Origin of the sequence: Phreatobacter sp., from assembly GCF_030691135.1 — a bacterium.
In the GTDB taxonomy this organism is placed as follows: Bacteria; Pseudomonadota; Alphaproteobacteria; order Rhizobiales; family Phreatobacteraceae; genus Phreatobacter.
Map to the genome: position 1 here is coordinate 1 of NZ_JAUYFA010000066.1, position 13,852 is coordinate 13,852.

Annotated in this window: 11 protein-coding genes; 6 read left to right on the top strand and 5 right to left on the bottom strand. The window is 66.2% G+C overall.

Annotated elements, in window-relative coordinates; all coding sequences use genetic code 11:
- Positions 1–25: 25 nt before the first annotated feature.
- The 3 genes from Q8O26_RS11775 (at position 26) to Q8O26_RS11785 (ending at position 5,274) form a co-directional block, all read left to right on the top strand.
- Positions 26–1,822: an ABC transporter ATP-binding protein gene (locus Q8O26_RS11775; protein ID WP_305575804.1), complete on the top strand. Its 1,797-nt coding sequence runs from the start codon at positions 26–28 to the stop codon at positions 1,820–1,822.
- Between the two features lie 888 nt (positions 1,823–2,710).
- Entirely contained in the window at positions 2,711–3,913 is a 1,203-nt protein-coding gene (locus tag Q8O26_RS11780; RefSeq protein WP_305575806.1) for a glycerate kinase, read from the top strand.
- On the top strand, positions 3,910–5,274 hold the full coding sequence (locus Q8O26_RS11785) for an SLC13 family permease (RefSeq protein WP_305575786.1): 1,365 nt from the start codon (positions 3,910–3,912) through the stop codon (positions 5,272–5,274). Before Q8O26_RS11780 ends, Q8O26_RS11785 begins: the two co-directional genes overlap by 4 nt.
- Here the strand turns inward: Q8O26_RS11785 and Q8O26_RS11790 are convergent, their stop codons facing one another.
- Both Q8O26_RS11790 and Q8O26_RS11795 read right to left on the bottom strand, forming a co-directional pair.
- Positions 5,275–6,006 (bottom strand): anti-sigma factor, encoded by a 732-nt coding sequence (locus Q8O26_RS11790; protein WP_305575788.1) that lies wholly within the window; start codon positions 6,004–6,006, stop codon positions 5,275–5,277.
- A 1-nt stretch (position 6,007) separates the two neighbouring features.
- Positions 6,008–6,496, bottom strand: coding sequence for an RNA polymerase sigma factor (locus Q8O26_RS11795; protein ID WP_305575790.1), 489 nt, complete (start codon positions 6,494–6,496; stop codon positions 6,008–6,010).
- A 233-nt stretch (positions 6,497–6,729) separates the two neighbouring features.
- Here Q8O26_RS11795 and Q8O26_RS11800 point away from each other — a divergent pair, with 233 nt between their 5' ends.
- Positions 6,730–7,974, top strand: a complete 1,245-nt coding sequence (locus tag Q8O26_RS11800) for a S8 family serine peptidase (RefSeq protein ID WP_305575792.1) — start codon at positions 6,730–6,732, stop codon at positions 7,972–7,974.
- A gap of 1,277 nt (positions 7,975–9,251) precedes the next feature.
- On the opposite strand, the gene Q8O26_RS11805 is transcribed toward Q8O26_RS11800, so the two are convergent.
- Positions 9,252–9,794: an LPXTG cell wall anchor domain-containing protein gene (locus Q8O26_RS11805; RefSeq protein ID WP_305575794.1), complete on the bottom strand. Its 543-nt coding sequence runs from the start codon at positions 9,792–9,794 to the stop codon at positions 9,252–9,254.
- Between the two features lie 184 nt (positions 9,795–9,978).
- Between Q8O26_RS11805 and Q8O26_RS11810 the strand changes: the two genes are divergently transcribed.
- Positions 9,979–10,710, top strand: coding sequence for a hypothetical protein (locus Q8O26_RS11810; protein ID WP_305575796.1), 732 nt, complete (start codon positions 9,979–9,981; stop codon positions 10,708–10,710).
- Between the two features lie 107 nt (positions 10,711–10,817).
- Here the strand turns inward: Q8O26_RS11810 and Q8O26_RS11815 are convergent, their stop codons facing one another.
- Together Q8O26_RS11815 and Q8O26_RS11820 are read right to left on the bottom strand one after the other, a co-directional pair.
- The gene (locus Q8O26_RS11815) at positions 10,818–11,093 is read right to left on the bottom strand and encodes a hypothetical protein (RefSeq protein ID WP_305575798.1); all 276 of its coding nucleotides are present in this window, start codon (positions 11,091–11,093) and stop codon (positions 10,818–10,820) included.
- 161 nt (positions 11,094–11,254) lie between these two features.
- A complete protein-coding gene (locus Q8O26_RS11820; RefSeq protein WP_305575800.1) occupies positions 11,255–13,159 on the bottom strand; it encodes an adenylate/guanylate cyclase domain-containing protein in 1,905 nt (634 codons plus the stop codon).
- A 206-nt stretch (positions 13,160–13,365) separates the two neighbouring features.
- On the opposite strand from Q8O26_RS11820, the gene Q8O26_RS11825 reads away from it, so the two are divergent.
- Positions 13,366–13,852, top strand: a 487-nt coding sequence (locus Q8O26_RS11825) for a Crp/Fnr family transcriptional regulator (protein ID WP_305575802.1), incomplete at its 3' end; no start/stop codon positions are given.

Below are 13,852 nucleotides of genomic sequence, written 5' to 3' on the forward strand. Positions count from 1 at the left end.
TCCCCTCCCCAATACCGGCCCTGTCCTGTCGGTTTCGAACCTGGTGACATCGTTCCTGCGTGAGGGCGAGTGGAACGCGGTGGTGCGCGGCGTCTCCTTCGACGTCGGGCCGCGGGAGACGGTGGCGATCGTCGGCGAGTCGGGCTCCGGCAAGTCGGTGACGGCGCTGTCGATCATGCGGCTGATCCCGCCGCAGAGCGGCCGGGTCGAGGGCAGCATCAAGCTCGCCGGGCGCGAACTGACGACGCTGCCCGAGAAGGCGATGCATCACGTGCGCGGCAATGAAGTCGCGATGATCTTCCAGGAGCCGATGACCTCGCTCAACCCGGTGCTGACCATCGGGTTCCAGATCGCCGAGGCGCTGATCTACCACCGCGGCATGTCGCGCCAGGAGGCCGAGGCCGAGACGGTGCGGCTGCTTGAGAAGGTGCGCATCCCCGCCGCCAAATCGCGCTTCCACGAATATCCGCACCGCTTCTCCGGCGGCATGCGCCAGCGCGTCATGATCGCCATGGCGCTGGCCTGCCGGCCCAAGCTCCTCATCGCCGACGAGCCGACGACCGCTCTCGACGTGACGATCCAGGCGCAGATCCTCGAGCTCATCAAGGTGCTGCAGGAGGAGGAGGACATGTCCGTCCTCTTCATCACCCACGACATGGGCGTCGTCGCCGAGATCGCCGACCGCACCGTCGTCATGTACCAGGGCAAGGCGGTGGAGGCCGGCGAGACCGGGCAGATCTTCGCCGCCCCCGCCCATCCCTATACCAAGGCGCTGCTCTCCGCCGTGCCGCAGCTCGGCTCGATGACCGGCATCAGCCGGCCGATGCGCTTCCCCATCGTCGACAAGACGACGGGCGAGAGCGACGTGCCGGTGGAGACCCCCGACACGGTGAAGGCGGCCGAGCGCCCGGTGCTCGAGGTCTCCGGCCTCACCACCCGCTTCGACATGCATTCCGGCCTGTTCGGCAAGGTCTCCGGCCGCGTCCATGCGGTGGAGAACGTCTCCTTCTCGCTGCATTCCGGCGAGACGCTGGCGCTGGTCGGCGAATCGGGCTGCGGCAAGTCGACGACGGGCCGCTCCATCCTGAGGCTGATCGAGCCCAATGCCGGTGCGGTGCTGGTCGACGGCGAGGACGTGCTGTCGATGGAAGGCGGCAAGCTGCGCAACATGCGCAAGCGCATGCAGATCATCTTCCAGGACCCCTTCGCCAGCCTCAACCCGCGCATGTCGATCGGCTCGGCCATCGCCGAACCCTTCTATGCCCACGGCCTCGCCACCGGGTCGGAAGCGCGCGACCGCGTCGCCGATCTCCTCACCCGCGTCGGCCTGACGCCGGACATGGCCTCGCGCTATCCGCACGAGTTCTCCGGCGGCCAGCGCCAGCGCATCTGCATCGCCCGGGCGCTGGCCCTCGGCCCGAAACTGATCGTCGCCGACGAGGCGGTCTCGGCCCTCGACGTCTCGGTCAAGGCGCAGGTCGTCAACCTCATGCTCGACCTGCAGGCGAGCATGGGCCTCGCCTATCTCTTCATCTCCCACGACATCGCCGTGGTGGAGCGCATGTGCCACCGCATCGCCGTCATGTATCTCGGCGAGATCGTCGAGATCGGCCCGCGCGCCGCGGTCTTCGGCAATGCCCAGCACCCCTATACGAAGAAGCTGATGTCGGCGGTGCCGATCCCCAACCCGGCCCGCCGCCTGCAGAAGCGCGGCGTCTCCAACGACGAGATCAAGAGCCCCGTCCGCGCCCCCGACTACGTGCCCCCGGCGCGCCAGTACCGCGAAGTCTCCCCCGGCCATGTCGTCATGGCATGGGAGTGAGGATGTTACCGCCGACGAATCTCTGCATCAAAGTTCGTGCGAGGGTGGATCGCTCCCGCGATCGCTGATTCCGGCAAAGGTCGTGTCCTATAGAATAGAGTTGTGTGGCCGGCGGTGGTCATCGATCAGTTTTCCAATGGCGGAGAAGGCCCCGGCTGCGATGATGATCACGAGTTACACCTCGTGGTGGGACATCGGCCGACACTATTGTAGTCTGGGCGATGAATGATGCCGAACGGTGCAGCTCCAGTGCCGAATGATGCTGGCCCATAGGACGAGATCCCGCATGAAGGCTGGTTTTGAGGCCAAAAAGAGCCCCTGGCGCTTTGCCGTGGCACCGATGATGGATGGGACGAATTCGTCCGAAAATGATCAATTTATCATATAGTTAAGCGGAAATCAGCCTTTCATTCTGTAGAGATGTTGTAGTTGGTCCGCGCTCGTGGGCTTCCGACAGCTGACCGACCTTCGCGGCCTTCCGCCGAACGGGACGTTCGCGTCCGTTTTCGGCAATGCAAGGGCGGCGGGCAGCTTCCGCTCCGCGCCCTCATAGGCGACATCCGCCGACAGGCTAACAGCACACATTCCTGTCGGATTGAACCAGAAGTGCGCCCGTGCGGTTCAGCCATTTGTTCTGCAGACAGTCGGGTCGTGTTTGGTTCGCGACGGCCGGTGTTGAGCCTGGCAGGCAACTCCTGCGAACATGACGTATCGGCGCCGAACTTGCATCAGGCCGAAGCCGTTGGCTGGCCCGTCAGCCGAACCAAGACGGGCGGCTGATCGTCTGCCGTTGCGCCCCCGTCGACAAAAATTTCTGGTCGCCCGCGGAATAAACCACCCGCGGCCTTCGTTGTCGGTGCAGTTCGCACAGCGAGGATTTGCACCGTGATGCCGCTCCGTGTCGTCGTGGCCCCCTCGGGCTTCAAGGAATGTTTGCCGGCCGAGGCCGTCGCGCGGGCGATCGCGCGGGGTATCCATGCCGCCGCGCCAGATGCCCGGGTTGTCGAGCTGCCGCTCGTCGACGGCGGTGAGGGATTTGCCAGCGCTCTCGTGACGCTCACCGGCGGCGTTCATCGCCTGTCCTGCGTCCGGGGGCCCCTCGGCGAGCCGGTCGAGGCCGCCTGGGGGTTCCTGGGGGCGCCGCACACGGCCACCGCCGTCATCGACATGGCTTCGGCCGCCGGTCTCCGCCTTGTGCCGAGGAACCGCCGCGATCCGCTGGCGACGAGCACCTATGGCGTCGGCCAGCTCATCCGCGCTGCGCTCGATGCCGGCGCGCGCACCATCCTGATCGGCTGCGGCGATTCAGGAACCAACGACGCGGGCAGTGGTATGGCGGAGGCGCTCGGTATCAGGCTTCTCGACCGCAACCGCCGCGTGATCCGACCCGGGGGTGCCGGGCTTCTCGACCTCGTCGATATCGACATGGCGGGGGCCGACCCGCGTCTCGCATCGACGACGATCGAGGTGGCCTGCAACATCGAGAACCTGTTGCTGGGGCCGCGTGGGGTCGCACGCGTCTTCGGCCCGCAAAAGGGCGCATCGCCCGCAACCGTCCGCTTCCTCGAAGAAGGTCTGCACAACTTCGCAGCCCGGGTGGAGCAGGCGACCGGTATCGATGTGAGCCTTCTGCCCGGGGCCGGGGCCTCGGGCGGGCTCGGCGCGGGACTGGCTGCCCTTCTCGGTGCCCGTCTGTGCCCGCGCTACGATGTGCTCGCACGGTTCATTGATCTTGATGCTCATCTGGCCGAGGCCGACCTGGTCTTCACCGCCGAAGGTGGACTTGATGGTCAGAGCCTTCGCGGCAAGATTCCCGCCGAGGTCGGCCGGCGTGCTCAGCGCCTCGGTATCCCGGTTGTGGCGCTGGCCGGCACTATCGGCGCGGAGGCCGACATGCTGCGTGACCATGGCATCGGCGCCTATTTCTCCACCGTTCCGGCACCCTGCGACCTCGCCGAGGCCATGGCCGCGGCCGACGGTGATCTCGCACGTTGTGCCGAGAACGTCATGCGCACCTTCATCATGTCCATGCAGGTGGCCATGGCCGCCATGGCGCGCCGATCCGCGATGACTTCCATCGGGTCACCATGACACGACGCGTACTGGCGGCTTCTGCCGGCGCCGCCGTGCTGGCGGGACTCCTCACCGCACCCCTGTCCCCCGCCATGACGGCGGTGCTCGTCTTCGGAACAGCGTCCCTGTTCTGGGCCGGTACAAGCCTGCCTGCCTGGGGCGTCGGCCTCGCGGCGACGATGGTCCTCGTCGTCAAGGGCGTCTTGCCGGAGGCCGCAGCGCTGGCCGTCCTGCGGTCCGACGCGCTGTGGCTGGTGATCGGCGCCTTCGTCATGGGCGCAGCGGCCGTTGCCGTTGGGCTCGCCGGGCGCATCGCCGCCTGGGGCAGCCGCAGAACGCGCCGCGCCGACCAGCTGTTCTGGCTCGTCACCCTGGTCCTTCTGCCGGTCACCTTTCTGGTTCCATCGACCTCGGCGCGCGCCGCCGTGGCCTTGCCTCTCCACCGCAACCTGTCGACACGACTCGACCCGGCGGCGGCGCGCGCCCTGAGCCTGCTGATACCTTGCGTCGTTCTGGCGACCACCATTGCGGCCCTGACCGGTGCGGCATCCCATCTTGTCGCCAATGATCTTCTGGCCACGATGGGCTTCGCGCCCGTCGGCTATGGCGCCTGGATCGTTCATGGGCTGCCCTTTGCGGTAATGGCCGGCGCTGCGACATGTCTCGTTGTCATGCAACTCGGCCTGACCCGGCCAGAGCGAAAGGCTCCCCTTGCCGAAGACCGCAGCGTTCCCTTGCCCTGGACAGCGGCCGAGCGTCGCGTGGCGGCAGTTTGGCTCGTGATCCTCGCCTTCTGGTGCACTTCCCCCTGGCATCGCCTGCCGATGGGGCTCGGCGCCATGGCGGGCGCGATCCTCATCGTCTGGCCGCTGCGCATCCTTGCCTGGCGGCGGGCCCTGGCCGCGATCGCTTGGGACCTCGTTGCATTCATGGCGGCTGCGCTGCTGCTGGCGACGGCGCTGATCGAGACCGGCGCAGCGGCGGGCCTGACGGCGGGTATCCGTCCCTGGCTGGAAGGCCTCGGGACCCTGGGGCTACCGGCTGCCATCGGTGGCTTGGCGCTGGTCACGCTCGGCTCGCACCTGCTGATCACCTCCCACACCGCGCGCGCCGCCATCGTTGTGCCGGCGGTGATCGTCACGGCACCGGCGCTTGGACTTCACCCGACTGCGGCTGTGTTCATCGCCACGGTCGGCATGAATTTCTGCATGACCCTTCCCGTCAGTTCCAAGGCCCTGATGATCTATCATACCGGTTCGGGCGGCTTCGACCGCGGGCTTCTCCTGCGCGCGAGCGTCGTGCTCGCGCTGGTGCACCTCGGGCTGATCCTCGCCTTCTCGGCGACCTGGTGGCGTTGGACCGGGCTGATCCAGGGGTGATCAGTCGTTGGCCCAGCGCCGTTCGATCAACCGCTTCACTTCATCGGCCGGCAGCGGGTCGCTGGCCTCGGCAGCATCGAGAAAGGCGTCCACGGGCCGGATCGCGCCTGCGGGCACAAAGGCGTCGCCTTCCGGCGCGGCCGCCATCACCTGGACCTCCCACGCCCCGGCGATGCGGCAGGCGAGGCCGTCATAAGGTCGGGCGCCACTCGTTGTCAGGGTGAAGCTGCGGCAAAGGCCCGCCCTTGTCCGCACCGTGTGGCGAAGGGCGACAGTGGCGGTCGCGGCAGGGGTTCCGCTGCTGCCGTCGGCGAGCGTCGCGAGAGGCGTCTCAAGGGCCGCTGCGAGCGACGCCGGCGTCCAGGACGGAGGCGACATCGGCCGCAGAGCCAGCCATGTGGCCGAAGCACCCAGGATGAGGCCGCCCAGGGCCGCGGCCATGGGAACGGTCCGAAACGCGGGCCGTGCGACTGCCGTGGCCGTGATCGACGGTGCGGGTTCCACACCGCCGCCGGACATGACAAAGCGCGTCAATGATGGCGGCACGGGTTCCAGCATGACCGGTGAGAACGCATCCTTGAGCCGGGCGCGCGTCGTCCTGAACAAATCGACACGGGCGGCGAGATGTGGATCACCGGCGAGGGCTTCGGTGATCGACATGGCCTTGGCCAGATCCAGCTCGCCATCGACATAGGCCACAAGCTCTTCGTCCGAAGGGTGAAGGGTCGCCATATCAACCTCCCAATCTGCCGTCCGCTGCGGCGCCTGTCGGCTGCAGCGGCGCTCCGAGAGCCGCCCGCGCCCGCGACAGGCGGCTCATCACTGTTCCCACGGGGATCGCCAAGATGTCGGCGACCTCGCGGTAGCTCATGTCCTCGATGCAGACGAGTGAGACCACGCTGCGCTGCTCCGATGGGAGTTGCTCCAGCGCCCGCAGGATTTGCTGCATCGACAGCCGGGCGAGCGCGGACCGTTCTCCGTCCTCGCCGGCGAGATCGTGGACCTCTTCGACCGGCACTTCGGTTCCCCGCGGCTTGGCCTTCCGAATTTCGTCGATCCAGAGGTTCTGCATGATGCGATAGAGCCACGAGTCCAGTCGCGTCCCAGGTTCCCAGTTGCCTGCTGATCTCAGCGCACGCTCGCAGGTGGCCTGGACCAGGTCGTCGGCCCTGTCGCGGGATCCTGTCAGCGACAGGGCGAAGCGCCTCAGTCTGGGCAGCATCGTGACCACCTGCAGCCTTATATCGACGTTCATCATCGTCCCTGAGGCGACCTGTCCGCGCGGCGCCGCGCCCTATATCGTCGACAACGGCGGATCGCGGGAATTATTCCCGCTGTGTCACGTTGTCGTTGTCGTTCGTCCATCTGGCGGTAAATGCGATGCTTGTCACCATGCTGCGATCCGTCTTCCAACGCCTTCTGTCGGCGGCTACCGCGCCCTTCAGGGTGCCGGCGATGGTTGTCGCCCTTGCCTTCGTCCAGATCGTGCTGCCGGTCGCGATCCTCGCCGCCGGGATCCACCAGGCCTGGGCTGACGACGACGATGACGATGACGACGACCGGCCGCGTCGCCGCGTGATCATCGAACAACGCCAGCAGCCGGTCACACCCCGCCGCGAGGCGCGCCGGCCCGCAAGGCCCGCCTTGGAATTCGTCGCCTATCTGCCGACCGGTACCAGCCCTGCCATCCTTCAACAGGCGGATTTCGTCATTACAGGGCGCCGCGTCGTCGGGTCACTCGGGCGCGACCTGGTCAGGCTCCGCAGCACCCGCCGGGAGAGCCCCGAGGCGGCGTTGCGGCGGCTGCGCGCGATAACGCCGGTCGGACTGGCCGACCGCAACCGCATCTATCGCCCGTCACGCTTCGACTGTTCGGCAGCCGGCTGTGGCGCCTTCGCCATGATCGACTGGCCGAACCCGCCGACGACCTGTCCGGTCGAGGCGACCATTGGCATGATCGACACGGCCGTCGACGCCGCGCATCCGGCTTTCCGTCAAGGCGCTGTCGAGGTGCTCACCGTGAGGGCGCCCGATCGCGGGCCGTCTTCGGATCGCCACGGGACTGCCGTGGCTGCGCTGCTGGTGGGGCGGGCCGATAGCGAGCATCCCGGTCTTCTGCCGCGTGCACGCCTGGTATCCGTGGATGTTTTCCACCGTGGTGGCGACGGTCGCGACGTGACCGATACCTTCGATCTCGTCGGCGGCCTCGATGCCCTGATGGCCCGCGGCATCCGCATTGCCAATCTCAGCCTCTCCGGACCGGACAGTCCCCTGCTGCGGGAAGCGGTCGAGGCGGCCATCGGCAAGGGAATGGTGCTCGTTGCCGCAGCCGGAAACGAGGGGCCGGGGGCCCGCCCCCTCTACCCTGCCGCCTATGCCGGCGTCATTGCAGTGACGGCCGTCGACCGCGACGGCAGGGTCTTCCGCCGAGCCAATCGCGGCAATCATATCGCCTTCGCCGCCCCCGGCGTGAATCTCGTGCTGGCAGAGACGCGCGGGCGTGCGCGTCCCCAGTCGGGAACGTCGTTCGCTGCACCCTTCGTCACGGCGGCGGCCTCGCTCGTCACCAGGTCCGGCGCTGCCGATGTCGATGCGGTCGTTGATGCCCTGCGGAAAGCTGCAACGGACATCGGCGCGCCGGGCCGGGATCCCCTCACTGGCTGGGGGTTGATCAGGCGACCGGCAGCGTGCATGTCCTGAGTCCTCGCAAACGCGGCGGGCGATGGCGATGTCCCGGAGACGGCGAGGGTCGACTAGGTGTTTGACCCCACGGTTTGATGGTGCGATTCTTTCGACGCGTGGAAGGCAGCGCAATGGCAGACGCATGCCCACGACCCCTTCGCGCCTCTAAACCGGAAACTGTCTTTTCGGGAGAAGCGGACGTCCGAGGCGGTACCCGACGCTCTTCAAGGAACTGACTATTCTGGCATCCCGCTCTGGAATTGAGCACCAGAGATCTGCACCAGAAAAGCCTAGGCGGATCAATGAGCGGCGGCGTGGTGCAAAATTCTTGATTTCTGACGAAGCCGCCTGAGCCCAGAGCGGACATTCCCGACGTCGGCTTAGGGCCCAAAAGCCGACGGTCGTCAGTCGTAGTAACCCGCAGGCAACCGGTCTCAGTCGAAGGCTCCAGCTGCCAACGGCCGCGGTGCGGTTCGGCCAAAGGGCTGACAACCCGCGGCAACAGGCGAGATCGACCCTGTCTTGACCTTTGTCATGTCCCATAGCGTTGTGTAGCTGAGGGTGATCATCGGCGATTGCCGGTCAGGTTTGCGGTGCGAATGATGCCGAATGGTGCAATTCCAGTGCCGAATGATGCTGGGCCGTAGGACGAAAATCAGGATGAAAGCTGGTTTTGAGGCCAAAAAGAGCCCCTGGCGCTTTGCCGTGGCATCGATGATGGATGGGACGAATTTTTCCGAAAACGATCGAAGAATCAGATGGTTGAGCGGCGTTCAGTCCTTAATGTTGTAGGAATGTGGTAGGTGTCGCCGAGCGCCTGCCCGCGCTCCGGCACCTCAAGTCTACCGCGCCCGCTCGGTGAATCTGCCGCTTCCTCAAACCCATCACAACGTCGTGGACGCGGCAGCCGAGGAGTTTGCTGTGCGTCGCGGGCCAAGCCGAGAATTGGAGTATCTCTCTCGCCAACCGGCCTCCGGCAGAGCCGGCGCCGTTCAATACCCCGATGCCTCGGGCGTTACAGGCGCAAGAAGATCGAAGGGACGGTCGAATAGCTCATAGGGCGGGGCAGGCCAGATCTCCCGCAGCAGCGCTTCGGTGCGTCGGGCGGTCTCGGCACGGTTGACGCAGCGACCGAGGCGAACGCAGATGCCATTCGACACACCTTTCCACCGATTGTTGATCGGGAGGGAAGGGGTGGGAGCCAATTGCGGCAACCTTCCGCTCTCAGGCGGGCCGGGTGGGGCGCGAGGCCCCCTTTCGAAAGGTCGCCGGTTCCGTCTTGTCCAAGGAATCCCCTAGCGCGACATGGCGGATGCGTTGTCGGCCACCTCACGCCGCCGTTTGCGGTATCCGAGGGCGAGGCCGATCGCCATGGCGACGGCCCCTGCAATCATCAGCGCTATACCGTCGACATGGTACTGGCGAAGGTTCAAATTGCGGCGCTCCAGCGTGTTGGCGTAGGTCAAGACCTCGCGCCTGCCGCTGCTCAGCACATAGACATCCTGCTCGGAATCGAATTCCGCCCGGACCGGCCCACCGATCAGCGAGCGCACATCCGATTCCGCCATCTCGATGGTGGGAACGCGCAGCTTCAGCTCGGTCGCGCTCAGCCGCGGTTTCAGTGTCATCTCGTAGTAGGAGGAGCTTGCACCCGTCCGCCGGCTCCGCCGGGTTACCCGAGACGCCTCGGTGATCGTGCCCTCCACCACCTGAAGGCTGCTGCGCGCAGGCGGGCCAGAAATCATTCCGTAGCTGACCATACCGAGGCCCACCACGATGCCGAGCGCAGCGAGCATCACGATCCATGAATTGCGAGCGATCTGGATCAGGTCTTGCACCGTCTGTTCCCTCCCTGCCGGGTGTCGCTGAGCCGAGCCGCAGGTCGCAGCCTCGAAGATCCTCAGGCGATGCCGGCCGGTTTAGTGATGTCGTTGGCGACGAGGTGTGCGTTTCGGCACAGGCCGTGGCCACGCCAGGCCCTATAGGGGCTCGAATCCGCTCCATGGTCTCAGGAGGAATCGGGTGTGCTCCAGGCGTTCGGGCAGCCGGACAGGTTCCACGGGCGCCGCGCCGGCAGACCTGTCGCTTGCCCTCGGTCAAGCGCTGCTGTGGTGCGGTTTCCGTCAGCAGAGCATTGCCGCGCTGTCCTCAGGCCCTTTCGCCCGTCGATCCGGCGACGGCGTCTTCATCCGGCAGGACCCATCAGTCTTCGCGATCGCCTTCGTCATTCGGTTGGACACAGAGGCCGATCTTGTTGGCTTCATCGACCATCAGGGTCTGCAGGCGTGGGGCTATGACCTGAACCACCACAACCACGCCCATCAGACGGAGGTCGTCAACGAACTGCATTTCGTCATCACGCGGGACGGCGTGGCGATCAGCGCCGAACTGCCGTGGATCGGCTACGCACCACAGGCCGGAAGCTGGCTGCAATGCGATCCCGAATGCGCGATCCCGGCGCTCGGGCCGGCCTTCACCGCCCCGATCTATCCCTGTCTCGGCTGGGTCCTGCTGCCCAGCGCCGTGGACGAGTTCGGCGCAGCCGAACAGAGATCGGGTTTCTGCACGACCGACGTGCCAGAAGGGGCCTCAGCCAACCACGCCACCCGGGCCTTTTCCTTCGTCTATGGCGGCTATCCCCAGCGGATCGTGACCCGTCGTCGGATCGTGACGTTGATCGATCCGGCGCGTTCACCCACCGATGCCGCGCATCTCGTCCAGAAGGCCTTGGCATTCACCTATGGCGACCATTGATGCCTGGTTGAGGACTGGATTGCATGCCCGGGATGCAAGCCAGTCCATCTCGCGAACACTCGCCTTCGTGGCCCTTGATTGAGCAGCGGGCCCGGCCTCGTAGGCCATCAAGGCGGGCAGGGCATGTTGGTTTCCGAGCCGGGATCGAAGCAGATCAGTGGTAGCCGCCTGCTGAGGCTGCGCGGTTCGTTCTCGACCGCCTCAAGTGCCCGGTTTTCCCGCTCCCGCGCCAGATCGCGGCAAACCGCAAGCGAGGGGGCGAGCCAGCAGCGAAGCCTGGGGGGAAACCCCGGTTCGCCGCCGGCAAGTGGCGCGTCAACGGTGAGCGCCAGACAGGTCGCGGCAATGACGGTCGTGACAACCGCGTTCCTGCGGAACTGCATCGGGCATCCCCGTCGCTGTCCCGGCAGAGTGGATCGTCGTCGTGGACCGCCAGCCGGTCCGGCGGTCCCTCCCGTTCGCTTCGACGATGCGGCATCGGATAGCACCGAGGATGTGTGGTTGCGCACAGGCCGGAGGCCTGCGCGGGTCCCCCGGTCCGATGCTAGCGACGGGGCGGACGGGCGAACGTTACGACCTCGGACACCTCTCCCCCGACGAATGTTAATCTGACCGCGACGCTCGCGACCGAGGGAGCAACCCCCAGGAAGTTGCGCGCTCCGGCGGGAACGCCGAATGGCTGGCCGGGGTCACAGGTCAGCAGCGGGAAGACCGTCCCCGGTGCCTGCCCATCGAAGCCGATCTCGACCTTGTCGATCGCGCAGCGATAGCTGATGAGCGCTGTCAGGTAGAGCCGGTCGCTGTTCTGGCCCGTGCCGAAGACGGCCCAGGAGGACGCTATACCCTTGAGGGTGTCCTTCATGCCGCGCTGCAGAGCCGTTGCGGGCTCAAAGCCGATAGTGGTGACCGGCGAGGCCACGCCTGCGGCATCAGTATATCGCAGGGCGATGTCCATTGCATCGCGCCGGTGGGGAAACTCGATGCTTGGCTTCGGCATGGGCCGTCCCGTCCGCGGCTCGATGATCTGCATCAGCCCGGTCGACCGGAATGATCCGGATTCGCCGAAACGATACTCGATGGTGACGGCGGGTTCGGGCAGGGCGATGGTGCCGACCCAGCCGGACGAGGTTGGCGTGAAAGCCATGGACAGGCGGTCGCGGCCTTCGGCGAATAGGCCTTCCAGCAAGCCCTGCCGTTCCCGTGCCCGCTCCAACCACGCCGCCCGTGTGGCGGGGTCGATGACGAAGCGCTCCAGTGCTCCCTCCCGGCTTGCGGCGAGGAAGCGTTCGAGGGCGGCGCGTTCGAGGCGCTTTTCGGCGAGCGTCCGCGCCCCGGATCGTGGCCCCGAGAGCTCCGCCGCGATGAGGTAGTGAACGGGCGCGAAGTCCGGATCGGCCGCCGCGATCTCCTCCAGCCGCCGCAGGCGGTTAGCTCCGTCGACATGCAGGGCGTGGATCAGGGCAACCATTCGACCATGTCCTCCGGCAAGTTCCGCCGACGCGTCAAGGGCCGCAGCACGGCCCTCCTGGGCCCTCATGAGGGACGCGAGGCGGAGCGCCGGGTCGATGACCTCCGTCCCAAGGCGCAGGATGGCGGCATAGTCCCGACGGGCAGCCTCGATATCGCCCCGCCCCTCTAGCCGACGAGCGCTTTGGTAGCGCTCCGCCAATGTCGCCGGGCTCGGTTTGAGACCATCGGTTCCGGACGAGGATGGTCGATCGGACGGGACCTGTGCCAGGCCCGGCGTCTCGGTCACGGTTCCGCTCTCGCCAGGGCCCGGCGAAGCGATGCCTGGAGTCGGAGCTTCGTCTACCACAGGGCTTTTGGAGAGTTTCGTCCACAGCAGGCCGGCGCCGCTGGCGGCGACAACGATCCCGGCGAGCACCCATAAGGCAACCGGTCGGGGTGCCGTCGATGCTTGGCCTGTCGTCCTCGATCGTCCTGCCGGCTCGGCGGCCGGCCGTTTCACGTCGATCTTGAAGACGTGCACGGGATAGGGGAGGTTCTTCACCTCGCGATTGCCCATGTCGAGCGAGGGCACGGAGGTCTTGTTGGCGACGGCCTCCTGCACGCTGCGCGAGATGCAGATCGACCCCGGCTCGGCAAGCGCCTGCAGCCGGGCCGCGATATTGACGACATCACCGAGCAGGTCTCCGTCGCGCTCGACGACATCACCGATCGATATTCCGATGCGGAAATGCATCTGCCGATGGGCCGGATAGGAGAGGTTACGGGTGCGGAAGGATTCCTGGATGTCGATCGCGCAGCGCGTCGCCTCAACGGCGCTGGGAAACTCGCACATGACGCTGTCGCCGGCGCTGTTGAAGACTCGGCCTCCCCCCCGCGCGACCAAATCGTCGAACACCTGGCGATAGGCGCCGAGCCGCGAGAGCGTTTCGTCTTCGTCTTCGGCGGTGATACGGGTGTACTCTGCGATATCCGCCGCCAAAATGGCGGTGATCTTGCGCTTGAGGGGCTGTCTCATGGGGTCCATGTGCTACCCGCCGGGGCTCAAGCGCGTACTGATGCGCTATTTGTCAATGATCTTGCAAGTTTACTCCCGGCTTTGGCAAAGAATGCACCGCGCTTGTCGAATGGCTTCGCCCGTGAGGGGCCGCCCTCGAACGTAGGGCGCCTATTGAGCGGGGAGCGGGCATGGCATCGATCGCGCAGGTCGGCATTTTCAAGGGGATCAGTGACCTCGACCTCTCGCGCTTCGACCACCGGTGCGTCTGGAAGATGGTCGACGAAGGCCAGACGATCATCGACTTCGATGATCCTTCCAGCGATGTCTATTTCATCATTTCGGGCGACGTCCGCATCCAATTGCGAACGACGGGCGGTCGCGAATTCATTCTGGCAGACCTTCGGGAGGGGGCGTTTTTCGGGGAGCTCGCTGCAATCGACGGCGAGCCAAGGTCCGCGAACGTGACCGCGCTGACCCGGACGACCATCTGCATCGTGGGGGCGACACTGTTTCGCGAGATGCTCAAGGCGTCTGCCCAGGTGTCCGAGCGGGTGATGGTCCTGCTCGCCCGGCGGGTGCGCGAGCTCAATGCCCGTTTGCTCGAACATGCCGTCCTCGACATTCGTCACAACCTCTACGCCGAACTCATCCGCCTCTCGATCCAGCGCTCCCGAG